Source organism: Burkholderia sp. AU15512 (assembly GCF_002223325.1).
Lineage (GTDB): Bacteria > Pseudomonadota > Gammaproteobacteria > Burkholderiales > Burkholderiaceae > Burkholderia.
In genome coordinates this window covers 267,309-290,890 of the sequence record NZ_NKEX01000005.1, presented here as the reverse complement: position 1 = coordinate 290,890, position 23,582 = coordinate 267,309, and the positions used below count along the sequence as shown (strand labels likewise).

The window sequence follows — 23,582 nt, the reverse complement described above, 5'->3', positions numbered from 1 at the left end:
TCGCACGGGGCGTAACCCGCCCCGTCGTCCCGGCCGCCGCCTAGCGCGGCTCCATCCACGACGCCGCCTTGCGCCGCCCCGGCGCATCGTTGCCACTTCCGCTGCCGCCCAGCGCTTCGATCAGGTAATCGACGAACGACGCGATCCGCGACGAGATCGCGGTATTGCGGTAGTACACCGCGTGGATCGGCTGCTCGACCTCGAGCGTCTGGCGCGCGAGCACCTGCACGAGCCGGCCCGCGTCGCGATCCGGCGCGGTCATGAAATCCGACAGGCAGACGACCCCCGCGCCGTCGAGCGCCAGCTGCCGCAGCGTCTCGCCGCTCGACGAGCGGATGCCCGGCTCGATACGGCACGGCTCGCCGTCGGTGCCGAGGATCGGCCACACGTTCAGCGATTCGGGCTGCGTGAAGCCGAGCAGCGTGTGCTTGTCGAGATCCTCCACCTTGCGCGGCTGGCCGTGCGCCGCCACGTACGCGGGGCTCGCGAGCATGCGGATCCGGCTGGTGCCGATGCGGCGGCTGTGCAGCGTCGAATCCTTCAGCCGGCCGATCCGGAACGCGACGTCGGTGCGCCGCTCCAGCAGGTCGATGATGCCCTCGTTGCTGTTCAGCTCCAGCTCGACTTTCGGGAAGCGTTCGCGGTAGCCGCGCACGAGCGGCACGATCACGTGCAGCATGAACGGCGTCGCCGCGTCCACGCGCAGCCGTCCCGACGGCATCTCGCGCCGCGCGAGCATCTGCTCTTCCGCCGTCTCGACCGATTCGATGATCGCGCGCGCATCCTGCAGGAACGCGCGCCCTTCCTCGGTCAGCTCGAGCCGGCGCGTGGTCCGGCGCAGCAGCGTGGTCTTCAGCTTCTCCTCGAGCCGCCCGAGCGTGCGGCTCGTCGCCGACACCGTGAGGTCGAGCTGCTGCGCGGCTGCCGTGATCGAACCGGAATCGACCACGGCGGCAAAGGCCTGGAGTTCGTCGAGCGTAATCTTCATCGCTGCATTCTTGATTTCAAATCAAAACAATTTGGTTTATAGACCTGTTTTTCAGCAAAAGTAAAGTCGGCACACTGCGCTCCATCCTCACCGGACCCTGGAGCACCCGTCATGCCACTCGCCCTGCTTGCGCTGACCATCAGCGCATTTGCCATCGGTACCACCGAATTCGTGATCGTCGGGCTGATCCCGACGATCGGCGCCGACCTCGGCGTCAGCCTGCCGTCCGCCGGCCTGCTCGTCAGCCTTTACGCACTGAGCGTCGCGATCGGCGCGCCGCTCCTCACCGCGCTCACCGGCCGCGTGCCGCGCAAGACCCTGCTCGCCGCGCTGATGGCGCTGTTCACCGTCGGCAACCTCGTCGCGTGGCAGGCGCCCGGCTACGAATCGCTGATCGTCGCGCGCATTCTCACCGGCCTCGCGCACGGCGTGTTCTTCTCGGTCGGCTCGATCATCGCGACCACGCTCGTGCCGAAGGAGAAGGCCGCCAGCGCGATCGCGACGATGTTCAGCGGGATGACCGTCGCGTTCGTCGCCGGCATTCCGCTCGGCACCTTCATCGGCCAGCACTTCGGCTGGCGCGCGACGTTCCTGGTCGTCGCGCTGTTCGGCCTCGTCGCGTTCGTCGGCGCGGTGGCCTTCGTGCCGCGCGGCTTGCCGCAAACGGCGCCCGCGCCGCTCGGCCGCCAGTTCCGCGTGCTCGCGCAGCCGCGCCTGCTGCTGGTCTACGCGATGACGGCCGTCGGCTACGGCGGCTCGCTGATCGCGTTCACGTACATGGCCCCGCTGCTCGAGCAGATCGCCGGCTTCACGCCGTCGCAAGTGAGCCTCGTGCTCGTCGGCTACGGCGTGTCGGTCGCGTTCGGCAACGTGTGGGGCGGCAAGCTCGCGGACGCCGTCGGCCCCGTGAAGGCGCTCAAGCGGATCTTCCTGCTGCTCGCGATCGTGCTGCTCGCGCTCACCTTCACGATCCACGTGAAATGGCTCGCCGTGCTGACGATGCTCGCGTGGGGCGCGGTGGCGTTCGGCAACGTGCCGGGCCTGCAGGTGTACGTCGTGAAGCAGGCACGGCACTTCGCGCCCGACGCCATCGATGTCGCATCCGGCTTCAACATCGCCGCGTTCAACCTCGGCGTCGCGGGCGGCTCGGCACTCGGCGGCGTGATCGTCGCGCACGTCGGCCTCGGCCATACGCCATGGATCGCGGCAGCCGTCACGCTCGGCGCATTCGCACTCACCGCACTGAGCGGTCGCCTCGACCGCAGCGCAGGCCTGCCGGAACGCACGGCGGAACCCGTCCAGCTCGCGCACTGAACGTCACTTTCTTGCAGGAGTGTGCACACATGAACGCATCGAGCCCACGCCCGCCGTTCGCCGGCAAGACGTTCGAAGTGCGCTACGACGGCCTCACCGCGCTCAACGCGTACGACGACGACGGCCGCCACATGCGCTACGAGATCACCGAAGGCCCGTACGCGGGTGCGAAAGGCGAAGTCGCCTACACGTGGCTGCACATCGCCGGCGATACCTACGCGATCTCGTGGCAGGAAGCCGACCGCGCGACGGTCGTACATCTCGACGACTTCGCCGCCGGCACGTCGCGGTCTTTCTTCACCGCGTCGTCGCTCGATTTCTATCGGCTCGAAGGCAGCCTGCGCGCGATCTGAACGGAGCCCGACCATGTCCCCTTCCCTCACCGCACTCGACAAACTCGCCGATGGCGGCTTCAGCATCGGCATCGAACTGCCGCTCGACAACGACTGGTCGCCGGCCGGCAACGCGAAGCGCCAGCACGACCGTCGCTACCCCGGCGTACCCGACCTCGCGCGCCACGCGACGCTCGCGCAACGGGCCGACACGCTCGGCTTCCGCGCGCTCTGGGTGCGCGACGTGCCGGTGTACGACCCCGCGTTCGGCGACGCCGCGCAGGTATTCGAAACCTTCTCGTATCTCGGCTACCTCGCCGGCATCACGAACGACATCCTGCTCGGCACGGCGGCCGTCGTGCTGCCGCTGCGCGAGCCGCTGCTCACGCTGAAATCGGCCGCGACGATCCAGGAACTGAGCGGCGGCCGCCTGCTGCTCGGCGTCGCCAGCGGCGACCGGCCGGTCGAATATTCGCTGTTCGGCCGCGACTTCGCATCGCGCGGCGCGAATTTCCGCGACCAGATCGCGCTGCTGCGCGCCGGCGCGCGCGGGCATCTGCCGCCCGGCCTCGACGTGCTGCCCGCCGCCCGTGCGCCGCTGCCGCTGCTCGTCGCCGGTCTCGCGCAGCAAACGCCCGCGTGGATCGGCGAGCACATGGACGGCTGCCTCGCGTATCCCGGCACGCCGGACGACCACCGGCAGCGCGCCGCGAACTGGCGCGCGGTGGCCGGCGACAAGCCGTACGTGAGCTTCCTCCACCTCGACCTCGCGGACGACCCGCACGCGCCGCTGCAGCGTCACCGCTTCGGCGCCCGCGCGGGGCGTCTCGCGCTCATCGGGGAGCTGGCGGCCATGCGCGACGCGGGCGTGCGGCACATCGGCCTGCATTTCCGCCGCAACCTGCGTCCGCTCGACGAGACGATGGCCGAGATCGCGGCGGAGGTGCTGCCGGTGTTCCATGCGGATGAAAACGCACGGACGCGCGCTGCATGACACCGCCCCGAGCGGCTCCCGATACTTGATTCCAGATCAAATATTTTTGACCTGCAACGGCGTTTATCTCACCAATCCAACACGCCAGAATGACTTCCATAGCGAACCCGTTCCACTCTCCCAGGAGCACCTGATGAGCAAGATTCCCGCATTCGGCCTCGGTACGTTCCGCCTGCAAGGCCAGACGGTCATCGACTCGGTCCGCAACGGCCTCGAAGTCGGCTACCGCGCGATCGACACCGCGCAGATCTACGGCAACGAAGCCGAAGTCGGCGAAGCGATCGCCGCGTCGGGCGTACGCCGCGACGAGCTGTTCCTCACGACCAAGATCTGGGTCGACCACTACGCGCCGGACAAGCTCGTGCCGAGCCTCGAGGAAAGCCTGCGCAAGCTGCGCACCGACCACGTCGACCTGACGCTGATCCACTGGCCGGCCCCCGACAACGGCGTCGCACTCGACACGTTCATGACCGCGCTCGCCGATGCGAAGGCGCAGGGCCTCACGCGCCGGATCGGCATCTCGAACTTCAACATCGCGCTGACGAAGGAAGCGATCGCGGCCGTCGACAAGGACACGATCGCGACGAACCAGATCGAGCTGAGCCCGTACCTGCAGAACCGCAAGCTCGTCGAATTCCTGAACGCCGAAGGCATCCACGTCACGTCGTACATGACGCTCGCATACGGCAAGGTGCTCGGCGATCCGGTGATCGGCGCGATCGCGCAGCGTCACGACGCGACGCCCGCCCAGGTCGCGCTCGCGTGGGCGCTGCAACTCGGCTACTCGGTGATCCCGTCGTCGACGAAGCGCGAGAACCTCGCGAGCAATCTGCTCGCGCAGACGCTGCGCCTGACCGACGAAGACATGGCGCAGATCGCCGCGCTCGAACGCAACGGCCGCGAAGTCGACCCGGCCGGCCTCGCGCCGAAGTGGGACTGAACGCGCCGCCCGCCACTCACCCTTTGATTCGCCGTGGCCCGCCGGGCGCGGCACCGACAGGACATCAGCACCATGACCCAGGACCCGCTTTTCCAACCGCTGCGACTCGGCGCGCTGACGCTGCCGAACCGCATCGTGATGCCGCCGATGACGCGCTCGCGCGCCAGCCAGCCCGGCGACGAAGCCAACGAACTGATGGCCGCGTATTACGCGCAGCGCGCGAGCGCGGGCCTGATCGTCAGCGAAGGCACTTATATCGCGCCGCTCGGCAAGGGCTACGCGTGGACGCCCGGCATTCACACGCCGTCGCAGGTCGCCGGCTGGCGCAAGGTGACGGACGCCGTGCATGCCGCGCACGGCCGGATCTTCGCGCAGCTGTGGCACGTCGGCCGGCTGAGCCACACGAGCCTGCTCGGTGGCCGGCAGCCGGTGTCGTCTTCGCCGCTCCAGGCGAAAGGCGTGAACGTGTTCATCGCGGGTGAAGACGGCAGCACGCCGGGCTTCGTGCAGGCGTCCGAGCCGCGCGCGCTGACGATCGACGAAATCGGCGAGATCGGCGATCAATACCGCGCCGCCGCGCGCCATGCGATCGAGGCCGGCTTCGACGGTGTCGAGCTGCACGGCGCGAACGGCTATCTCGTGAACCAGTTCATCGACTCGAATGCCAACACGCGCACCGACGCGTACGGCGGTTCGCTCGAAAACCGGCTGCGCTTCCTGCGCGACGTCACGCAGGCGCTGATCGACGGCACGGGCGACGCGTCGCGCGTCGGCATTCGCCTCGCGCCGCTGACGACGCTGAACGGCTGCGTCGACGACGATCCGGAAACGACCTACCTCGCCGCTGCAACGCTGCTCGGCGAACTCGGCGTCGGCTACCTGCACATCGCGGAAGCCGACTGGGACGACGCGCCGTTGATGCCGGTCGAATTCAAGCGGCAACTGCGCGCCGCGTTCCCGGGCGTGCTGATCTATGCCGGCGCGTACACCGCCGAGCGCGCCCGCGAAGCGATCGCCGCCGGCTGGGCCGACCTCGTCGCGTTCGGCCGCCCGTTCGTCGCGAACCCCGACCTGCCCGAGCGGCTGCGCACCGGTGCCGCGCTCACACCGCACGACCGCAATACGCTGTTCGGCGGCGGCGAGCGCGGGCTGACCGACTATCCGACGCTGGCCCAGGCCGCGGCCTGAATCGGCCTACCCGAGACTGCTCATGAGAATCACGCTCCCTTCCCGCCTGGGTTTCGGCACCGCGCCGCTGGGCAACATGTACCGCGACATCCCGCACGAAGAAGCGCTGGCCACGGTCGACGCAGCGTGGGAAAGCGGTATCCGCTACTTCGACGCCGCACCGCTGTATGGCGCCGGCCTCGCCGAGCTGCGCCTCGGCGAAGCGCTCGCGGGTCGCCCGCGCGACGCGTATTCGCTCGGCACCAAGGTCGGCCGGCTCGTCCTCGACGAACACGAGGACGCATCGCAACGCGATCTCGGCGAAAAAGGCGGCCTGTTCCGCCACGGGCTGCCGAACCGGATCGTCTACGACTACACCGAAGACGGCACGCTGCGCTCGATCGACGCGAGCCTGAAGCGGCTGCGCACCGACCGGCTCGACACCGTGTGGATTCACGACCCGGCCGTCGACTTTCACGGCGACGCGTGGCGCGACGTGTTCGACGTCGCGATGTCGGGCGCGGCCCGGGCGCTCACGCGGCTGCGCGACGAGAAGGTGATCCAGGGCTGGGGCCTCGGCGTGAACCGCGTCGAGCCGTGCGAACGCGCGCTCGAACGCGCGGACCCCGACGGCTTCCTGCTCGCCGGCCGCTACACGCTGCTCGACCATGCCGGCGCGCTCGAACGGCTGATGCCGGAAAGCGCCGCGCGCGGGCTCGGGATCATCGTCGGCGGCCCATACAACTCGGGCGTGCTGGCGGGCGGCACCCATTACGAGTATCAGCCGGCCACGCAGGCCATGCGCGACCGCGTCGCGCGCATCCGCCGGATCTGCGAACGATTCGGCGTCGATGTCCGCGCGGTGGCGCTGCAATTCTCGCTCGCGCACCCGGCCGTGGCGGCCGCGATTCCCGGCGCAAGCCGGCCCGATCGCATCGCCGACAACCTGCGTCTCGCGGCGATGTCGATCCCGGCCGAACTGTGGGATGTGCTGAAGGCCGAACGCCTGATTGCCGCGCAGGCACCGACGCCGGTTGGCTCGGATTGAGGTTGAATCGCGCAGGCGCGGCCGCGTCACCCTACGGCCGCGCATCCGGGGCCGCACGCAATCGCAACGGCTATCGGCACGATTGCCATTTGCGCATTGCAGCCGGTGCAATTGGCGTCTAGCGTTTACGGGTTCGTCGACGAATACCCGTCACCCGCCCTGAAAGGATGCCTCGCCATGCGAAGCCGCTTCCCGAAACGCCCCATGCTGCCGGCCGCCGCGGCCTGCGTTGCACTCGCCTTCTGCGCGTCGTCCGCCCGCGCCGACGCCGCCGCCGGCCTCGCGCCGCCGCAGCCGGCCACGCCCGTGCTGTCGACGACCGCGGCTGGCCTACAGGTCTACACGTGCGACTACGATGCCGGACACAAGCTCGCGTGGGTGTTCCAGCACCCGGAAGCGATGCTGTTCGACGCGAGCGGCACGCTCGTCGTCCGGCACGGCACGGGGCCGTCATGGGAAGCGCTCGACGGTAGCCGCATCACCGGCAAGAAACTCGCGGAAGCGCCGAGCGCACGCCCGGGCAGCATTCCGCAACTCCTGCTCGCCGCGACGCCGACCGCAACGGACGCGAAGGCCGCGGCCGGCACGCTCGCCGGCGTGCGCTTCGTGCAGCGGCTCGATACCGCGGGCGGCATGCCGCCGGATGCAGCGTGTTCGACCGAGCATGCGGTCGGCCGCTTTCCGTACTTCGCGCGCTACGTGTTCCTGAAATAACGCGCGACGGCGCCCGACGCGCCGGGCGCCGCTGCGGTATTGTCCGACTTTCGCATCACATTGATCAGTTATCCTATTCTTAACGGTCGGATGCCTGCCGTCGTTCAGCGTCCGTGATGCTCAGCCGATCCGCATCGACAACTCGACATCGCCGCCGAACGGCACCGACAGATAGCCGTTCTCCGGCGAGCGCACGTAAGCGAGATAGTCGGGGCTGAAATCGGCATTGTCGGCAACGACGAACGCGCCGGGCCGCAACCGTTGCTCGACGAGTGCAAGCACCTCCGGATACAGCGCCTTCGCACCGTCGAGCAGCAGCAGGTCGACCGAATCCGGCAGATCGGCGGCCAGCGTGCGCAGCGCATCGCCCTCGCGAATCTCCACGAGATCGGCCATCCCGGCCGCCGCCAGGTTCGCCCGCGCCCGCACGACCTTCGACGGCTCGAATTCGCTGGTGATCAGCCGGCCGCCGCCGTTGTCGCGCAGCGCAGCCGCGAGATGTAGCGTCGAAATGCCGAACGACGTGCCGAATTCGACGATCGACCGCGCGCCGCCGCTGCGCGCGAGCATGTACAGCAGCGTGCCGGTCTCGCGCGACACCGCGAGCGGATAGTCCTTCAGGCGCGCATACAAGTCGGTGTAGTCGGTCTTGCTGCGCATCAGCCGCGCTTGCTCGTCGCGCGACAGGCTGGCGAAGTCCGGGCTCGTCGCAGGCGACGAGGCGTCGGCTTCGTCGAACAGGCGTGCCAGCAGCGAGGCCAGCGGGTCGAGCGTCAGGGTGGTCATGCGTATCTCCGGGTTCAGGTTGAGTGCGTCGGTGCACCTGGTTAGAATATGACGAACTATTCAGGTTTTACTATTCGCATTGGCCAGCCACGCATGACCGACCGCCCGAACGCCCGGATTGCCACGCGCAAGCAGCCTCGGCAGGCTCGCTCGACCCAGCTCGTCGAGGCCGTCCTCCAGGCCGCTGTTCAGGTTTTGGCGAGCGAAGGCGCACAGCGCTTCACGATGGCGCGCGTCGCCGAGCGCGCCGGCGTGAGCGTCGGCTCGCTGTACCAGTACTTCCCGAACAAGGCGGCCGTGCTGTTCCGGCTGCAGCATGAAGAGTGGCGGCAGACGGCCGAGATGCTGCGCGGGATGCTGGAGGACGTGAACCGGACACCGCCCGAGCGGCTGCGCACGGCCGTTCGCGCGTTCATCCGTTCGGAATGCGACGAGGCGCGGATGCGCATCGCGCTCGACGACGCCGCGCCGCTCTATCGCGACGCGCCCGAGGCACACGAAGCGAAGGCGGCCGGCAACCGCATCTTCCAGGCGTTCATGCGCGAGGCGCTGCCCGATGCACCGGACGCCACGCGCGAACTGGCATGCGACCTGATCATCACCACGCTCACCGCGGCCGGCAAGGCGTTTTCGGAAAGCGAGCGCTCGCCCGATGAAATCGACGCGTATGCGAACGCGATGGCCGACATGTTCCGCGCCTACCTCGACCATCTCGCGCACAATTGAGGCCGAGGCGACGACGAAAACCGCCCCTGCGCGACGGCGCCATCGTCCGAATGCAGGTTGCGCGCGGCGGCGCGTCCCGTCACCGCCCCTGCTTCCACTGGCCTGCCCGGCCATCATGAAAGACATTTGTAATTTCCGATGCATCCCCCGCTTCCCCTTTGCCCGTCGACCCTGCATTCAAATAATCGCCTTAACGGATTCGAACTAGGCGTATACACGTGGGTCGACACGACGGAGCCCCGTTGCACGCCGATATAAGCGCTGAGACATGCGCTGCATGCTCTTCCCCCAATGGGACGTGATGGGCGGTTCGCCTAACCTTCGCTACGGCAAAGCACACGTGACGGGGTCGACACCACAACGCGTCGCACGACGCGACACCCACGCGATCGTTTCGATTCGCACGGAACGACACGGATCACGCGTCATTCGTCCCCACGACGTTGCCGACAATCCCAACTAGATACGAGACACCCTGACGACGGTTCGCTACGGGCCGTTTCAGCATGCTGATAAAGGAGCAAGCTCATGAGTGATACCCCGGTGCAGCCGACGGTCGGCGTCGGCGCGGAAGAAACTGACTTTGGCACCAAGGGAGTCATCGACCGGTACTTCGACATTTCGTCGCGCGGCAGCACGCAGCGCCGCGAGATCATTGCCGGCGTCACGACCTTCCTCGCGATGGTCTATTCCGTGTTCGTCGTGCCCGGCATGTTCGGCAAGGCCGGCTTCGACACGAGCGCCGTGTTCGTCGCGGTCTGCCTCACGACCGCGTTCGGTTCGCTGCTGATGGGCCTGTGGGCGAAGCTGCCGATCGCGATCGGCTGCGCGATCTCGCTGACCGCGTTCACCGCGTTCGGCCTCGTGCTCGGCAAGGGGCTGTCGCCGACGGTCGCGCTCGGCGCCGTGTTCCTGATGGGCCTCGTGTTTACCGGCATCTCGGTGACCGGCGTGCGTTCGTGGATCCTGCGCAACCTGCCCGCGGGCGTCGCGCACGGCACCGGGATCGGCATCGGCCTGTTCCTGCTGCTGATCGCATCGAACGACGTCGGCCTCGTGATCAAGAACCCGGGCGCCGGCCTGCCGGTCTCGCTCGGCCAGATCACCGCGTTCCCGGTCATCATGTCGATCATCGGCCTCGCCGCGATCTTCGGCCTCGAGAAGCGTCGCGTGCCGGGCGGCATCCTGCTCGTCGTAATCGCGATCTCGATCTTCGGGCTGATCTTCGATCCGAGCGTGAAATACCACGGCATCTTCGCGCTGCCGTCGCTGAGCGCACCGGGCCATGCGTCGCTGATCGGTGCGATGGACATCAAGGGCGCGCTGTCGATGGCCGTGCTGCCGAGCGTGCTGGCGCTGGTGATGACCGCCGTGTTCGACGCGACCGGCACGATCCGCGCGGTCGCGGGCCAGGCCGGCCAGCTCGACGAGAACGGCCGCATCATCAACGGCGGCCGTGCGCTGACCGCCGATTCGCTCAGCTCGATCTTCTCCGGCTTCCTCGGCGGTGCGCCGGCGGCAGCCTACATCGAGTCGAGCGTCGGCGTGGCCGCCGGCGCGAAGACGGGCCTCGCGGCCGCCGTGGTCGGCCTGCTGTTCCTCGTCGTGATGTTCTTCTCGCCGCTCGCGGGCCTCGTGCCGTCGTACGCCACCGCACCGGCACTGATGTACGTCGGCCTGCTGATGCTCGGCAGCGTGAGCAAGCTGCACATGGACGACATGGTCGACGCGATGTCGGGCCTCGTGTGCGCGGTGTTCATCGTGCTGACCGCGAACATCGTGACGGGCATCATGCTCGGCTTCTCGACGCTCGTGATCGGCCGCATCGCCAGCGGTGAATTCCGCAAGCTCAACATCGGCACCGTGCTCATCGCCGCCGTGCTCGTCACGTTCTATCTCGGCGGCTGGGCGATCTGATCAGCGAATCGTGCGCGACGTCGCCGGCAGAAGGACGGCGCGCATCGGGACGACATCGTCTCCTCCACCATCATCGTTGATGGTCTCCGAGCCTGGGAACGCAAGTTTCCAGGCTTTTTTTGTTGATGGGGCGCAGTGCGGCGCGAATCCGCCCCCGGTGCTACGATCGGACTTTGCCTTTGGGGGCCCCCATGAACGCGTTCGGCATCGTTTCCGAATCGAGCACCCGGACGCTGGCGCGCAAGCCGCCGTTCATCCCGTCGTTCGGCTTCCACGAAGTGCACGAATCGAAGCCGATCGATGCCGCGCCGGCGCGCATCATCGACACGGTCGCCACGCTCGACATGCGCACGGATCCGATCGTCGACGCGCTGCTCAACGTCCGCGAATTCCCGGCAGCCGTTGCCGCATCGCTGCGCTCCGGCGCCACACGCGTCGAACGAGAACGCTTCGGCCTCCATGCGTTCACGCCGCTGCATCGCGACGAAACGTCGCTGTCGCTCGGCCTCGTCGGCCGCTTCTGGCGCCCGGATCTCGGCGTACTGAGGATCGCCGACGCGGCGGCGTTCGTGCGGCACGACGATCCGCGCGATGCGAAGCTGGTGCTCCGCTTCGAAGTCGTCGGGCTCGCGTCGGGTGCGCACCTGCTGCGCACCGAAACCTTCGTGCATTGCCCGACCGCCCGCACGCGGCTGCTGTTCATGCCGTACTGGCTCGCGATCCGGATGGCGAGCGGCTGGATTCGGCGCCGCACGCTGACGGCTGTCGAAATGGCGCTGGCGTAGGGCGTCGCCGCACCTGCCATTGCGGCACGTGCAGGCTATCCGCATCAAAACGGCTTGATCACGCCCCGCCCGACGACGATCGCCGTCGCGGCCGCAACCGCACCTGCCGCATGCCCGAGCCAAGGTGGCATAAACCCATGCGCACGCAACCGTCAGGATTGCAATCAAATTCCGCCACACCCTATCGCCCGCCGCAGCATCGCGCCAACCGGACCCGACCGATGACCCGCATCCGTAACCCCCTGAACCTCGCGCAGCTCCAGGCGTTCGTCTCCGCCGCGCATCACAAGAGCCTGCGCGCCGCCGCGCGCGAACTCGGCGTCACGCAGCCCGCGGTCACGCACACGATCCGCGAGCTCGAGACGGCGCTCAACGCGGAACTGCTCGCGCGCAGCGTACGCGGCGTCGAGCTGACCGCGTGCGGCCACGCGCTGCTGCCGCGCGCCGAGCAGTTGCTCGGCGATATCCGCCGCACGGTCGAGGCCGTCGAGCAGGTGAAAGGCGAGATGTCGGGGCGCGTGGCGGTCGGCACGATGCCGTCGATCGCGCTGACCGCGCTGCCGCACGCGGTGACGGCGTTCCGCCAGTCGATGCCGAACGTGAGCCTGCATCTCGAGGAAGTGACGGTGCCCGACGCGCTCGCGCAGTTGCGCAACGGCACGCTCGATATCGCTGCGATGCACCACGTGCCCGCGCTCGACCGCGATTTCACGCAATTGCCGCTGCTGTCGACCGAATTCACCGTCGTGATGCGCGAAGGCCACCCGCTTGCGCATGCACGCCGGTTAGAGGCATTGCTCGATGCCGAGTGGATCGTCACTGTCGGCGCCGAGCAGTTTCCGCACAGTGTGATGGTCGGGATGTTCGAGGCGCACGGGCTGCCGCTGCCCAAACGTTTGCTGCGCTCGCCGATGTCGTTCGCGGTGACGCTCGGGCTCGTCGCGCGCTCGGACGTGATCGGCTGCTTCACGCGCCCGCTCGCCGCGATGGTCGCGCCGCTGGGCATCCGCACGGCGGAACTCGACGAAGCCATGCCGCGCTTCGACCTGTCGATCATCGCGCGGCGCGACCTGCTGCCCACGCCGGCCGTCACGCAATTCGTCACGTGCCTGCAGCGCGCGGTCAACGAAACGCTCGGCTGAATCGTTCCTGTGTCTGAAACGGCGGCGCCCCCTCATGCGCCGCCGCCGGGCCCGGTATCGGGGCTTGTCCTAGGCGCCCTGCCGGTATTTTGTCTTGATAATCTTCCGCACGTCGCGCGCCCGCATCGGGTGGGCGAAACGGACAGCCTGTCGCGAAGCCGCGCCGGGCCGAAGGCTTACGGCGCGGCACAACCGCGCACCCATCGAACAAAACGAGGAGTCACCGAGTGAAAAAGATTCTTGCGGCTGTGACCGTAGCCCTGCTCGCCGTATCGGCAGGCACCGCGTATGCGAAGGACTGGACGACCGTGCGGTTCGGCGTCGACGCAAGCTACCCGCCTTTCGAATCGAAAGGCGCCGACGGCAAGGTTGTGGGTTTCGACGTCGACCTCGGCAACGAAATCTGCCGCCGCATGAACGCGAAGTGCGTGTGGATCGAAAACGACTTCGACGGGATGATTCCGGCGCTGAAGGCCCGCAAGTTCGACGGCGTGCTGTCGTCGATGTCGATGACGCCGGCGCGTCAGGAACAGATCGCCTTCTCGGCGAAGCTGTTCAACACGCCGACGCGCCTCGTCACGAAGAAGGGCACCGGCCTGATGCCGACGGCCGAATCGCTGAAGGGCAAGTCGGTCGGCGTCGAGCAGGGCACGATCCAGGAAACCTATGCGAAGACGTACTGGGCCTCGAAGGGCGTGAACGTCGTGCCTTACCAGAACCAGGACCAGGTCTACGCCGACCTGATCTCTGGCCGCCTGGACGGCGCGCTGCAGGACGCGGTGCAAGCTGAAATCGGCTTCCTGAAGACCCCGCGCGGCGCGAACTTCGATTTCGCCGGCAAGGACATCGACGATCCGAAGACGCTCGGCAACGGCGCCGGCATCGGCCTGCGCAAGGAAGACACCGACCTGAAGGCGAAGATCGACGGCGCGATCGCCGGCATGCGCAAGGACGGCACGTACGACAAGATCGCGAAGAAGTACTTCGATTTCGACGTCTACGGCAAGTAATCCGCCCGGCAAGCGCACGCTTCGCTTCGGCACGAACGGGCTCCGCAAGGAGCCCGTTTTTTTTGCGCGGGCCGTGCCGGCAGCGTTATTTTTTCCGCCCCAACCTGATGATTCTCAAAGGGAAACGGCGTGTTCTGGCGCCGGTTTGATGGCGGCGAGGAAGGCAACGTACAATCGATCTTCCACGCACACCGGATCATTCGCGGCTGCGCCGCACTCCCCCATCATGCAAACGCAGACCCATCCGCTGATTTCCCCCGCCGTCGGTACCGAACGCCAGATCACGAGCTTTCACTACGGCCCGCGCGGCGGCAAGAAGGTCTATATCCAGTCTTCGCTGCACGCGGACGAACTGCCCGGCATGCTGGTCGCCACGCTGCTGCGCCGCAAGATCGCCGCGCTCGAGACGGCCGGCAAGCTGCGCGGCGAAGTCGTCATCGTGCCGGTGCCGAACCCGATCGGCCTGTCGCAACACGTGTTCGGCGATCACCTCGGCCGCTTCGAGCTCGGCTCGATGCAGAACTTCAACCGCAATTTCTACGATCTCGCGGCGCTCGTGCTGCCGCGCGTCGAACACCGCCTGACCCACGACGCGCAGCACAACCTCGTCGCCGTGCGCGCCGCGATGCGCGAAGCGCTCGACGAGCAGAAGCCGCGCACCGAGCTCGACTCGCAACGCCTCGCGCTGCAGAAGCTGTCGTTCGACGCCGATATCGTGCTCGACCTGCACTGCGACAGCGATGCGGTGATGCACCTCTACACGAATCCCGATCTGTGGCCGGACGTCGAGCCGCTGTCGCGCTACCTCGACGCGCAGGCGTCGCTGCTCGCGCTGAATTCGGTCGGCAACCCGTTCGACGAGATCCACAGCTTCTGCTGGTCGGATCTGCGCAGCCGCTTCGGCGACCGCTTCCCGATCCCGAACGGCGCGATTTCCGTCACGATCGAGCTGCGCAGCGAGCGCGACGTGTCGTACGAGTTCGCCGAAAAGGACGCACAGGCGATCGTCGAATACCTGACCGAGCGTGGGGTCGTCGACGGCACGCCGGCGCCGCTGCCGCCGCTCGCGCATCCGGCCACGCCGCTCGCGGGCACCGATCCGCTCGTCGCGCCGGTGTCGGGCGTGATCGTGTTCCGCACGCCGGTCGGCGTGATGATCGAGGCCGGCCAGGCCGTGGCCGACATCGTCGATCCGCTGACCGATCGCGTCGTCACGCTGAAGAGCAGCGTGTCGGGCGTGCTGTACGCGCGCCAGATCGTGCGCTTCGCCACAGCCGGCATGGAAGTCGCGCGGATTGCCGGCGCGACCGCGATCCGCACGGGTTCGCTGCTGTCGGCCTGAGCGGCCGGTGTGCGCGCCGGAGCACGGCGCGCACGTATCGCGCATACCCGCCCGCACCAACGAAATCGCCCGCTTGCGCGGGCGATTGGCTTTCCGGATCGTCGATATCCGGCCATCTGGTACGTGAAAACGTTCAGAACGCCGGGATGATCGCGCCGCCGAACTTCTGGTCGATGAACTTGCGCACGTCGTCCGATTCATAGGCCGCGACGAGCTTCTTCACCCACGGCTTGTCCTTGTCCTGCGCGCGCACCGCGATCAGGTTCGCGTACGGCCCGCGCAGATCCTCGATCGCGATCGCATCCTTCACCGGCGTGAGCCCGGCCTTCACCGCATAGTCGGTGTTGATCGACGCGGCATCGACGTCGGGCAGCGCGCGCGGCAGCTGCGCGGAATCGAGCTCGACGATCTTGATCTTCTTCGGGTTCTCGGCGATGTCGAGCGGCGTCGCATTCACGCCGTTCGCGCCGACGCCCGGCTTCAGCTTGATCACCCCGTACTTCTGGAGCAGCAACAGCGCGCGGTTGCCGTTCGACGGATCGTTCTGGATCCCGACCTTCGCGCCCACCGGCAAGTCCTTGAGCGACTTGAGTTTCTTCGAGTAGAAACCCATCGGCGCCGTGTACGTGAGCCCGACGTTGACGATCTTGTAGCCGCGCTGCTTGATCTGGCTGTCGAGGAACGGCTGGTGCTGGAAGCCGTTCGCGTCCAGATCGCCGGAATCGAGCGCCGCGTTCGGCTGCACGTAGTCGTTGAATTCGATGACCTTGATCGCGAGACCTTCGCGCGCGGCGACCTTCGTCACCTCGGTCCAGATCTGGGCGTCGGGGCCGCTCATCGTGCCGATTTTCAGCGTTTGCGGGTCGGCGTGCGCGCCGGGCGCCGCGAATGCCAGCGCGGCGGCGAGTGCGCCGAGGCCGGTCAGGAATGAACGTCGCATGGTGTCCTCTGTCCCGTGTCGTTTGTTGGAACACGGATCGTGGCATGGGGCCGGAACGCCGCCAACCAAGCTTATTTCATGTGCATATTCCTGATTCCGGTCGAATCTCAGTCTGAATCGGTATAACCACCGGCTATACAACCGGGCAGAATTCGGTGTCGCATCGACGCCACAGATTCTTCATATGACAGTCGCTGTCATATTCATTACGTGGCCCCTCGATAAAGTTGCCGCCGGTCCGTGAAAGCGCCCATAGAGAGCGCCGGAACCGCAACTGGACACGCCATTTATTCGCTCGGAGAACCCTTTGAACAAGAAACTGTTGACCATCGCCGCTCTGGCAGCAACGGCCGGCACGGCGCACGCACAAAGCAGCGTGACCCTGTACGGCGTCATCGATGCCGGTATCAGCTACGTGAACCACAGCAAGACCGCCAACGGCGGTACGGGCAAGCTGTTCAAGTACGACGACGGCGTTGCCCAGGGCAGCCGTTGGGGCCTGCGCGGCACCGAAGACCTCGGTGGCGGCCTGAAGGCGATCTTCGTGCTCGAAAACGGCTTCAACAGCGGTAACGGCACGCTCGGCCAGGGTGGCGCGATCTTCGGCCGCCAGGCTTACGTCGGCCTGAGCCAGTCGCAATACGGCACGGTCACGTTCGGCCGCCAGTACTCGTTCTCGACCGACATCCTCGGCTCGAACTACTCGACGGGCGGCAACACGGTCGCGGGTAACTACGCGTACCACGTGAACGACCTCGACCAGCTCACGTCGAGCCGCATCAACAACGCCGTGAAGTTCCAGAGCGCGAACTACTCGGGCTTCACGTTCGGCGCGTTGTACGGCTTCTCGAACTCGACGGACTTCGCAGGCGCACCGGCGACGACGACGGGCACGACGACGACGGCAGGCTCGTCGCGCGCATACAGCTTCGGCCTGAACTACGCGAACGGCCCGTTCTCGCTGGGCGCAGCGTACACGGACATCCGCTTCCCGAGCCAGTCGACGCCGGCTTTCTCGACGACGATCGCGAATATCGCAACGGGCAACGTCCGCGACCTGCGTACGTACGGCGTCGGTGGCCGCTACGTCTGGGGCCCGGCAACGGCATGGCTGCTGTGGACGCGTACGCAGTTCTCGACCGTGTCGGGCGCGGGCGGCACGTTCTACAACGCGTATGAAGCAGGCGCGAAGTACGCCTTCACGCCGGCGCTGTCGGGCGGCCTCGGCTACACGTACACGAACGCCACGCAGAGCGGCAACTCGTGGCACTGGAACCAGGTCAACGGTATCGCCGACTACGCACTCAGCAAGCGTACGGACGTGTACGGCCTGGTCGTGTACCAGCAAGCGTCGGGCAAGGGCGTGCAAGCGCAGATCGGCTCGAGCACGAGCTACTTCAATACGTCGGGCACGGGTTCGAAGAACCAGATCGCCGCACGTATCGGTATCCGTCACAAGTTCTAAAGCATCCGCTTAACACGCGGATCACGACGGCAAGAAGCGCCCCGCTCCACGCGGGGCGCTTTTTTATGGGCTTTTAAGTTTCGCTTAATTCTGGGCTGAGAGGATGCTCTCACCCCCCCTGTTGGCCGCCTGAACATCGGCGGCTTTTTTTTTGAACCGCCGACGGCGCCGCCATCGATTGCCCACAAGACAAGACAGGATCGGAGGCCATGATGATCGAAGATACCGTTTTCAGCCATCTGCACGCGATTCTGACGTGCCAACACTCGATGCCGGTCCAGAGCTGCCGCGTATCGGTCGAAATGCAGCGCCCGTGGGGCCGGCCGTATCGCCTCGTCGAATGGACGATGCATCTCGACGCGCCCGCGCGGCGCCAGATCGTGCCGGCCGAATCGACCGACGAAGAGATCGCCGAGGTCGTCGCCTCGCACGTGCCGGGCCGGCTTTACGGCGACGGCCGCCTGCAGTTCTGAACGCCTACCCGCTCCATCCGCTTGCCCGGTTTCACCCGCGCCGCACCCATCGTGCGGCAGTCGGTCTCGTTTGATGCCGCAACGAAACCTGCTACGCTGCGCGTTTTCGTCCACGCAACACACGATGGAAAACGCATTCAACGAACGTGGCGTGATGATCACGCGCAACGGCCTGTCGGCCGCCGGGCAGGTATTCGCACTCCGTGACATCCGCCAGGTCGATGTCGTCAAGATTCCGAAGAACCGCCTCGTGCCGTCGCTGATCTCGCTGATCGGCGCGGCCGTCGCCGTCGCAGGCGGCATCGCCGGATCGAGCGCCGCGCTCGTCGTCGGCGTGATGCTCGCCGTCGTCGGCTATCTCGCCTGGGCCACGCAGGACGTCACGTATCGCCTGATGGTGGAGATGCCCGACGGCAAGCGCGAAGCGCTGTCGAGCGTCGACGTCGAGTTCGTCGAACGCGTCGCGCAGGTCGTGCGCGATGCGCAGGCGACGAAAGCGGCCGGCTGATTCCGTTCGCTTCCCTGCACGCTTCGATTCGCGGTGTTCTGGGCACGCGTGGCGCGTTTCGCGCCGCGCAACGGCAGCGTCGATTACCGCGTCGAATCGCATTCCGCCGCCTCGTCGCCAACACCGCGCCTGCGCTGCGACCGCCGACCGCCTAGTATGGAAAGAGCGGCTCGCCGCCGCATCGTCCGATGGAGGCCAGCATGAACGTCCAGACGCTGTCCGGCACGCTTCGCGCGCAGGAACTGCTGATCGTGTCGATGATCCGCGCGCTTCCCCCTGACACACGCCGAGCGCTCGTCGACCTCTACACCGAACAGATCGCGTTCGCCGAGCAGGCCGGCCTCGAAGGCCACGGCGATCGCGCGACGCATGACGCGTTCATCACGCATGCGCGCAACCTGCTGATCCGCATCGAAGCGCTGGCCTAGCCAGCGCCCGCGTTTTTCCCGAATTTCCCGCCGCGGCTCACCCGAGCCGCACAGGTAAGCGCTCACCCACGCGAGCCGCTTTCCTTTCTTGTATTGATAATAATTCTCATTTACACTGGCAAAATTATCAGTTGCCTTTCAATTCGCCGCTCGCCGCCTTCCGTGCGCGGGCGGGCCAGCCAGGTGAACGCGTCACCCAGCCAGCCTTCGGGCTTGTCATCATCAATGGGAGACCACCTGTGCATTGCTATACGCTGGCGCGGCGGCCGATCTGTGCCGCGCTGTTCGGCGCGTTCGGCCTGTCCGCCGCCACGGCTCACGCCGATTCGACGCCGCAAGGCGCCCACCCGCCTGCCGCCCTCCTCGTCGCCGCGTCCACGCGCGGCGATGCGGCGCTGCTCGATCCCGTCACCGTCACGGCCAACCGCACCGCCACGGCCGCGAGCCGCACGGCGGCGTCCGTGTCGGTGATCACCGACGAGGATCTGGAAGAACAGCAAGCCACCAACATCAAGGACGCGCTGCGCTACGAGCCGGGCGTCACCGTGCGCCGCACCGCGTACCGGCCCGGCAGCGCCGCGCTCGGCGGCGGCCGCGACGGCGATTCGAGCATCAACATCCGCGGCCTCGAAGGCAATCGCGTGCTGCTGATGGAAGACGGCATCCGCCTGCCGAACGCGTTTTCGTTCGGCCCGCTCGAAGCGGGGCGCGGCGACTACGCCGATCTCGACACGCTCAAGCGCATCGAGATCCTGCGCGGGCCGGCTTCGGCGCTATACGGCAGCGACGGTCTGACCGGCGCAGTGAACTTCATCACGAAGGATCCGCGCGACCTGCTGTCGATCTACAACAAACCCTATTACTTCTCGTTCCGGCCGAGCTACGACTCGGCCGACCGCAGCGTCGGTGCGACCGTGTCGGCCACGGGCGGCAACGATCGCGTGCAGGGGATGATCATCGCCGACGGCCGGCGCGGCCACGAGGTCGACACGCGCGGCAGCAACAACTCGGCGAGCACGCTGCGCACCACGTCGAACCCGCAGGACGTCTATTCGGAATCGCTGCTCGGCAAGCTCGTGCTGACGCCCACCACGCGCGACACGATCAAGTTCACCGCCGAAACGGTGCAGCGGCGCGTGAGCACCGACGTGCTGTCGGCGATCAGCCCGCCGACCACGCTCGGCCTCACGACCTACGACCGGCTCGAGCGCAACCGCTTCAGCGTCGACTACGATTTCCGCGATGACGCGTTCCGCTGGTTCCAGACCGCGCACGTGCAGTTCTACTACCAGGACGCGAAGCAGGACCAGTACGCGTTCGAGACGCGCGGCCGGGCGGCTTCGCGTTCGCGCGACAACCAGTACAAGGAGCGCACGTTCGGCGGCTCCGCGTTCGCCGAAAGCGGCTTCGCGACCGGCCCGTTCGCGCACAAGCTGCTTTACGGCGTCGACGGCAGCGTGTCGCGCGTGACGAACCTGCGCGACGGCACGGTGCCGGGCGTCGGCGAGGCGTTCCCGAACAAGGCGTTCCCCGACACCGACTACACGCTGTTCGGCGCGTTCGTGCAGGACCAGATCGGCTACGGCCGCCTGCTCGTCACGCCGGGCCTGCGCTTCGACACGTACCGGCTGAGCCCGACCGCCAACGATCCGCTGTTCACCGGCAAGGCGGTATCGACGAGCGCGAACGAACTGTCGCCGCGTGTCGCCGTGCTCTACGAGATCACGCCCGCGGTCATTCCGTACGTGCAGTACGCGCACGGCTTCCGCGCGCCGACGCCCGACCAGGTGAACAGCAGCTTCTCGAACCCGGTGTACGGCTACACGTCGATCGGCAATCCGAACCTGAAGCCCGAGACGAGCGACACGTTCGAAGCCGGCCTGCGCGGCAAGGCCGGCACCGGCTACGGCGTCGTGCGCTACAGCGCCGCCGCGTTCACGGGCCGCTACCGCAACTTCATCTCGCGCACGACGATCGCCGGCAGCGGCCGGCCCACCGACCCGTTCGTGTTCCAGTACGTGAACTTCGCCGACGCACGCATTCATGGCCTCGAAGGCCGCGCCGAATGGGTGATGCCGAACGGCATCACGCTGAAGACGGCGATGGCGTTCACGAAGGGCTCGACGCAGAACGACGGCGCGGCCAGCCAGCCGCTGAACACCGTCAACCCGTTCTCGGCCGTGTTCGGCGTGCGCTACGAGCCGACCGAGCGCTGGTACGTGCAGACCGACCTGCTGTTCCAGGCCGCGAAACGCGACAAGGACATCGACAAGTCCGACTGCTCGAACAAGGCGTGCTTCTCGCCGCCGTCGTCGTTCGTCGTCGACCTGCGCGGTGGTTATCGCTTCAACAAGCACGTGAGTGCGACGATCGGCATCCGCAACCTGTTCGACCGCAAGTACTGGAACTGGTCGGACGTGCGCGGCATCGCCGCCGATTCGCAGGTGCTCGACGCCTATACGTCGTCCGGTCGCACGGTCGCCGTCAGCATGAAAGTGGATTTCTGATGCGCGCCGCCCGCGCTGCCACCCCAACCGTTACTTGAAGGAGTCCGACATGATGCAATCCGCCCTTCCCGGTCAACCGGCCACGCCGGCCCGCGCAGCCGCCGCGCTGCGCGACGCGTTCATCCAGCTCAAGACCGAGCGCCAGCTGCGCAACCGCGACGTCGCGCAGGCGCTCGGCGTCAGCGAAGGCGAGGCGCTCGCCGCGTTCGTCGGCGAGCACGTCGTGCGGCTCGACGCGCGCTTTCCGGCGATGTTCGAGGAAATGCCGCGCCTCGGCCGCGTGATGGCGCTCACGCGCAACGACACGGCCGTCCACGAAAAGGATGGCGAATACGCGCAGATGAGCCACGACGGTCCCGTCGGCCTCGCGCTCGGCGATATCGACTTGCGCATCTTCTATCGTCATTGGGTATCGGCATTCGCGGTGCGCGACGAGACCGCGCACGGCCCGCTGAAGAGCCTGCAGTTCTTCGACGCGCAGGGTCATGCGATCCACAAGGTCTACCTGCGCGCGCACAGCGACCACGCCGCGTACGACGCGTTCGTCGAGCGCTGGCGTGCGCCGTCGCAAGAGCCGGGCCTCGAGGTTGCGCCCGCCGCGCCGAAAACGCCCGAGCGCGCCGACACCGAGATCGACGTCGCGGGCTTCCGCGCCGCGTGGGACGCGATGACCGACACACACCAGTTCTTCGGCATCACGCAGCGCTTCGGCGTGAGCCGCATGCAGGCGCTGCGGCTCGCCGATCCGCAATACGCGTATCCGGTCGAAACCACGCATGCGCTGCGGCACGTGCTCCAGCAGGCCGCTCGGAGCGGCCAGCCGATCATGGTGTTCGTCGGCAACGCGGGGATGATCCAGATCCATACCGGCCCCGTCGCGAACGTGCGCGAGGTCGGCGCGTGGATCAACGTGCTCGACCCGGGCTTCAACCTGCACGTGCGCGAAGACCTGATCGCCGCCGCGTGGGTCGTGAAGAAGCCGACGAGCGACGGCATCGTCACGTCGCTCGAACTGTTCGACCGGCAGGGCGACCACGTCGCGCTGCTGTTCGGCGAGCGCAAGCCCGGCAAGGTCGAACGCGACGACTGGCGCGCGCTCGTCGCGACGCTGCCGGCCGCGGCACGCGGAGGCGCGCGGTGAGCGCGCGACCGTTCGATCCGCGCCGCCGCGCGGTGCTGGCGAGCGCGGCGGCCGGCGCGCTCGTGGGCGCGCTGCCCGGCAGCGTGCTCGCCCAGGGTGCGCAGGCCGCACCGAAACGCGTGGTCGTGATCGGCGGCGCACTCGCGGAAACTTCGTTCGCGCTCGGCGGCGCGGAAACGCCGCGCTACCGGCTCGTCGGCGCCGACACGACCTGCACGTACCCCGACGCCGCGAAGCGGCTGCCGAAGGTCGGCTACCAGCGCGCGCTGTCGGCCGAGGGGCTGCTGTCGCTGCGGCCCGATCTCGTGCTCGCATCGGCCGAAGCCGGCCCGCCCACCGCGATCGCGCAAGTCAAGAACGCCGGCGTTGCCGTCACGACGTTCGATGAACGCCACGACGTCGAATCGGTGCGCGCGAAGATCACCGGCGTCGCGCAGGCGCTCGACGTGCGCGACGCGGGCACCGCGCTGCTGCAACGTTTCGACCGCGACTGGCAGGCCGCGCGCGAGGCGGTCGCCGCCCGTGCGCCCGGCGGCGCGCAGCCGCCGCGCGTGCTGTTCGTGCTGAACCATACCGGCAACCAGGCGCTCGTCGCCGGCCAGCGCACGGCCGCCGACGCGATGATCCGCTACGCGGGCGCGCGCAACGCGATGCAGGGCTTCGATCACTACAAGCCGCTGACGACCGAGGCGCTGGCCGCCGCCGCGCCCGACGTCGTGCTGATCTCCGACGAAGGGCTCGCGGCCGTCGGCGGCCGCGCCGCGCTGCTCGCGACGCCCGGCTTCGGCGCGACGCCGGCCGGCCGCGCGCAGCGCGTGGTGGCGCTCGACGCGCTGTTCCTGCTCGGCTTCGGCCCGCGCCTGCCGCTCGCCGTCACGACCCTGCACCGACGCCTGTCGGATGCGCTCGCCTGAT

The 23,582-nt window shown here is 67.5% G+C and carries 23 protein-coding genes; 20 read left to right on the top strand and 3 right to left on the bottom strand.

The features are described from left to right. Window positions 1-40 precede the first annotated feature (40 nt). Window positions 41-988, bottom strand: coding sequence for a LysR family transcriptional regulator (locus CFB43_RS18860; protein WP_089496098.1), 948 nt, complete (start codon window positions 986-988; stop codon window positions 41-43). A gap of 111 nt (window positions 989-1,099) precedes the next feature. On the opposite strand from CFB43_RS18860, the gene CFB43_RS18855 reads away from it, so the two are divergent. The 7 genes from CFB43_RS18855 (at window position 1,100) to CFB43_RS18825 (ending at window position 7,497) form a co-directional block, all read left to right on the top strand. Next, window positions 1,100-2,302 carry an MFS transporter gene (locus tag CFB43_RS18855; protein ID WP_089496097.1) on the top strand — a complete coding sequence of 401 codons (1,203 nt, stop codon included), beginning with the start codon at window positions 1,100-1,102 and terminating at the stop codon, window positions 2,300-2,302. A gap of 29 nt (window positions 2,303-2,331) precedes the next feature. Further along, window positions 2,332-2,655, top strand: coding sequence for a MoaF-related domain-containing protein (locus CFB43_RS18850; RefSeq protein ID WP_089496096.1), 324 nt, complete (start codon window positions 2,332-2,334; stop codon window positions 2,653-2,655). Between the two features lie 13 nt (window positions 2,656-2,668). After that, window positions 2,669-3,628, top strand: coding sequence for a TIGR03571 family LLM class oxidoreductase (locus tag CFB43_RS18845; protein WP_089496095.1), 960 nt, complete (start codon window positions 2,669-2,671; stop codon window positions 3,626-3,628). Window positions 3,629-3,761: 133 nt separating this feature from the next. Then, on the top strand, window positions 3,762-4,568 hold the full coding sequence (gene dkgB / locus CFB43_RS18840; protein ID WP_089496094.1) for a 2,5-didehydrogluconate reductase DkgB: 807 nt from the start codon (window positions 3,762-3,764) through the stop codon (window positions 4,566-4,568). Between the two features lie 72 nt (window positions 4,569-4,640). Beyond that, window positions 4,641-5,756: an alkene reductase gene (locus tag CFB43_RS18835; protein ID WP_089496093.1), complete on the top strand. Its 1,116-nt coding sequence runs from the start codon at window positions 4,641-4,643 to the stop codon at window positions 5,754-5,756. 22 nt (window positions 5,757-5,778) lie between these two features. Continuing rightward, complete coding sequence (locus CFB43_RS18830; RefSeq protein ID WP_089496092.1) at window positions 5,779-6,783, top strand: aldo/keto reductase; 1,005 nt, start codon at window positions 5,779-5,781, stop codon at window positions 6,781-6,783. 177 nt (window positions 6,784-6,960) lie between these two features. Beyond that, window positions 6,961-7,497, top strand: a complete 537-nt coding sequence (locus tag CFB43_RS18825; protein ID WP_089496091.1) for a DUF3455 domain-containing protein — start codon at window positions 6,961-6,963, stop codon at window positions 7,495-7,497. A gap of 120 nt (window positions 7,498-7,617) precedes the next feature. On the opposite strand, the gene CFB43_RS18820 is transcribed toward CFB43_RS18825, so the two are convergent. Next, a complete protein-coding gene (locus CFB43_RS18820; RefSeq protein ID WP_089496090.1) occupies window positions 7,618-8,283 on the bottom strand; it encodes an O-methyltransferase in 666 nt (221 codons plus the stop codon). Window positions 8,284-8,331: 48 nt separating this feature from the next. Here CFB43_RS18820 and CFB43_RS18815 point away from each other — a divergent pair, with 48 nt between their 5' ends. The 6 genes from CFB43_RS18815 to CFB43_RS18790 all read left to right on the top strand — a co-directional run bounded on the left by CFB43_RS18815 (window position 8,332) and on the right by CFB43_RS18790 (window position 15,205). Then, window positions 8,332-9,009 (top strand): TetR family transcriptional regulator, encoded by a 678-nt coding sequence (locus tag CFB43_RS18815; RefSeq protein ID WP_089496089.1) that lies wholly within the window; start codon window positions 8,332-8,334, stop codon window positions 9,007-9,009. A 528-nt stretch (window positions 9,010-9,537) separates the two neighbouring features. Further along, window positions 9,538-10,926 (top strand): NCS2 family permease, encoded by a 1,389-nt coding sequence (locus CFB43_RS18810; RefSeq protein WP_089496088.1) that lies wholly within the window; start codon window positions 9,538-9,540, stop codon window positions 10,924-10,926. A 191-nt stretch (window positions 10,927-11,117) separates the two neighbouring features. Further along, on the top strand, window positions 11,118-11,711 hold the full coding sequence (locus tag CFB43_RS18805) for a hypothetical protein (RefSeq protein WP_089496087.1): 594 nt from the start codon (window positions 11,118-11,120) through the stop codon (window positions 11,709-11,711). A 221-nt stretch (window positions 11,712-11,932) separates the two neighbouring features. After that, on the top strand, window positions 11,933-12,853 hold the full coding sequence (locus CFB43_RS18800; protein ID WP_179254853.1) for a LysR family transcriptional regulator: 921 nt from the start codon (window positions 11,933-11,935) through the stop codon (window positions 12,851-12,853). Window positions 12,854-13,080: 227 nt separating this feature from the next. After that, window positions 13,081-13,863 (top strand): ABC transporter substrate-binding protein, encoded by a 783-nt coding sequence (locus tag CFB43_RS18795; protein WP_089428931.1) that lies wholly within the window; start codon window positions 13,081-13,083, stop codon window positions 13,861-13,863. Between the two features lie 226 nt (window positions 13,864-14,089). Continuing rightward, window positions 14,090-15,205, top strand: coding sequence for a succinylglutamate desuccinylase/aspartoacylase family protein (locus CFB43_RS18790; RefSeq protein WP_089496086.1), 1,116 nt, complete (start codon window positions 14,090-14,092; stop codon window positions 15,203-15,205). Window positions 15,206-15,338: 133 nt separating this feature from the next. On the opposite strand, the gene CFB43_RS18785 is transcribed toward CFB43_RS18790, so the two are convergent. Continuing rightward, on the bottom strand, window positions 15,339-16,145 hold the full coding sequence (locus tag CFB43_RS18785; protein ID WP_089428930.1) for a MetQ/NlpA family ABC transporter substrate-binding protein: 807 nt from the start codon (window positions 16,143-16,145) through the stop codon (window positions 15,339-15,341). A gap of 307 nt (window positions 16,146-16,452) precedes the next feature. Between CFB43_RS18785 and CFB43_RS18780 the strand changes: the two genes are divergently transcribed. The 7 genes from CFB43_RS18780 (at window position 16,453) to CFB43_RS18750 (ending at window position 23,581) form a co-directional block, all read left to right on the top strand. Next, window positions 16,453-17,610 (top strand): porin, encoded by a 1,158-nt coding sequence (locus CFB43_RS18780; RefSeq protein WP_089496085.1) that lies wholly within the window; start codon window positions 16,453-16,455, stop codon window positions 17,608-17,610. A gap of 212 nt (window positions 17,611-17,822) precedes the next feature. Beyond that, the gene (locus CFB43_RS18775; RefSeq protein ID WP_011353838.1) at window positions 17,823-18,083 is read left to right on the top strand and encodes a DUF2866 domain-containing protein; all 261 of its coding nucleotides are present in this window, start codon (window positions 17,823-17,825) and stop codon (window positions 18,081-18,083) included. Between the two features lie 124 nt (window positions 18,084-18,207). After that, window positions 18,208-18,591 (top strand): DUF6232 family protein, encoded by a 384-nt coding sequence (locus tag CFB43_RS18770; protein WP_089496084.1) that lies wholly within the window; start codon window positions 18,208-18,210, stop codon window positions 18,589-18,591. Window positions 18,592-18,791: 200 nt separating this feature from the next. After that, window positions 18,792-19,019: a hypothetical protein gene (locus tag CFB43_RS18765; protein ID WP_039350095.1), complete on the top strand. Its 228-nt coding sequence runs from the start codon at window positions 18,792-18,794 to the stop codon at window positions 19,017-19,019. Window positions 19,020-19,258: 239 nt separating this feature from the next. Beyond that, window positions 19,259-21,526 (top strand): TonB-dependent hemoglobin/transferrin/lactoferrin family receptor, encoded by a 2,268-nt coding sequence (locus CFB43_RS18760; protein WP_089496083.1) that lies wholly within the window; start codon window positions 19,259-19,261, stop codon window positions 21,524-21,526. A gap of 49 nt (window positions 21,527-21,575) precedes the next feature. After that, window positions 21,576-22,667 (top strand): hemin-degrading factor, encoded by a 1,092-nt coding sequence (locus CFB43_RS18755; protein WP_089496082.1) that lies wholly within the window; start codon window positions 21,576-21,578, stop codon window positions 22,665-22,667. Beyond that, window positions 22,664-23,581: a heme/hemin ABC transporter substrate-binding protein gene (locus CFB43_RS18750; RefSeq protein ID WP_089496081.1), complete on the top strand. Its 918-nt coding sequence runs from the start codon at window positions 22,664-22,666 to the stop codon at window positions 23,579-23,581. The genes CFB43_RS18755 and CFB43_RS18750 overlap by 4 nt, the downstream gene beginning before the upstream one ends. The last annotated feature ends 1 nt before the right edge of the window (window position 23,582 follow it).

Excerpts from the sequence above, each read along its gene's own strand:
- CFB43_RS18825 (WP_089496091.1), top strand. The coding sequence starts at position 6,961 with ATGCGAAGCCGCTTCCCGAAACGCCCCATGCTGCCGGCCGCCGCGGCC.
- CFB43_RS18860 (WP_089496098.1), bottom strand. The coding sequence starts at position 988 with ATGAAGATTACGCTCGACGAACTCCAGGCCTTTGCCGCCGTGGTCGAT.
- CFB43_RS18765 (WP_039350095.1), top strand. The coding sequence starts at position 18,792 with ATGAACGTCCAGACGCTGTCCGGCACGCTTCGCGCGCAGGAACTGCTG.
- dkgB (WP_089496094.1), top strand. The coding sequence starts at position 3,762 with ATGAGCAAGATTCCCGCATTCGGCCTCGGTACGTTCCGCCTGCAAGGC.
- CFB43_RS18755 (WP_089496082.1), top strand. The coding sequence starts at position 21,576 with ATGATGCAATCCGCCCTTCCCGGTCAACCGGCCACGCCGGCCCGCGCA.
- CFB43_RS18770 (WP_089496084.1), top strand. The coding sequence starts at position 18,208 with ATGGAAAACGCATTCAACGAACGTGGCGTGATGATCACGCGCAACGGC.
- CFB43_RS18815 (WP_089496089.1), top strand. The coding sequence starts at position 8,332 with ATGACGAACTATTCAGGTTTTACTATTCGCATTGGCCAGCCACGCATG.
- CFB43_RS18835 (WP_089496093.1), top strand. The coding sequence starts at position 4,641 with ATGACCCAGGACCCGCTTTTCCAACCGCTGCGACTCGGCGCGCTGACG.
- CFB43_RS18830 (WP_089496092.1), top strand. The coding sequence starts at position 5,779 with ATGAGAATCACGCTCCCTTCCCGCCTGGGTTTCGGCACCGCGCCGCTG.
- CFB43_RS18785 (WP_089428930.1), bottom strand. The coding sequence starts at position 16,145 with ATGCGACGTTCATTCCTGACCGGCCTCGGCGCACTCGCCGCCGCGCTG.
- CFB43_RS18805 (WP_089496087.1), top strand. The coding sequence starts at position 11,118 with ATGAACGCGTTCGGCATCGTTTCCGAATCGAGCACCCGGACGCTGGCG.
- CFB43_RS18855 (WP_089496097.1), top strand. The coding sequence starts at position 1,100 with ATGCCACTCGCCCTGCTTGCGCTGACCATCAGCGCATTTGCCATCGGT.
- CFB43_RS18800 (WP_179254853.1), top strand. The coding sequence starts at position 11,933 with ATGACCCGCATCCGTAACCCCCTGAACCTCGCGCAGCTCCAGGCGTTC.
- CFB43_RS18845 (WP_089496095.1), top strand. The coding sequence starts at position 2,669 with ATGTCCCCTTCCCTCACCGCACTCGACAAACTCGCCGATGGCGGCTTC.
- CFB43_RS18850 (WP_089496096.1), top strand. The coding sequence starts at position 2,332 with ATGAACGCATCGAGCCCACGCCCGCCGTTCGCCGGCAAGACGTTCGAA.
- CFB43_RS18775 (WP_011353838.1), top strand. The coding sequence starts at position 17,823 with ATGATCGAAGATACCGTTTTCAGCCATCTGCACGCGATTCTGACGTGC.
- CFB43_RS18790 (WP_089496086.1), top strand. The coding sequence starts at position 14,090 with ATGCAAACGCAGACCCATCCGCTGATTTCCCCCGCCGTCGGTACCGAA.
- CFB43_RS18820 (WP_089496090.1), bottom strand. The coding sequence starts at position 8,283 with ATGACCACCCTGACGCTCGACCCGCTGGCCTCGCTGCTGGCACGCCTG.
- CFB43_RS18810 (WP_089496088.1), top strand. The coding sequence starts at position 9,538 with ATGAGTGATACCCCGGTGCAGCCGACGGTCGGCGTCGGCGCGGAAGAA.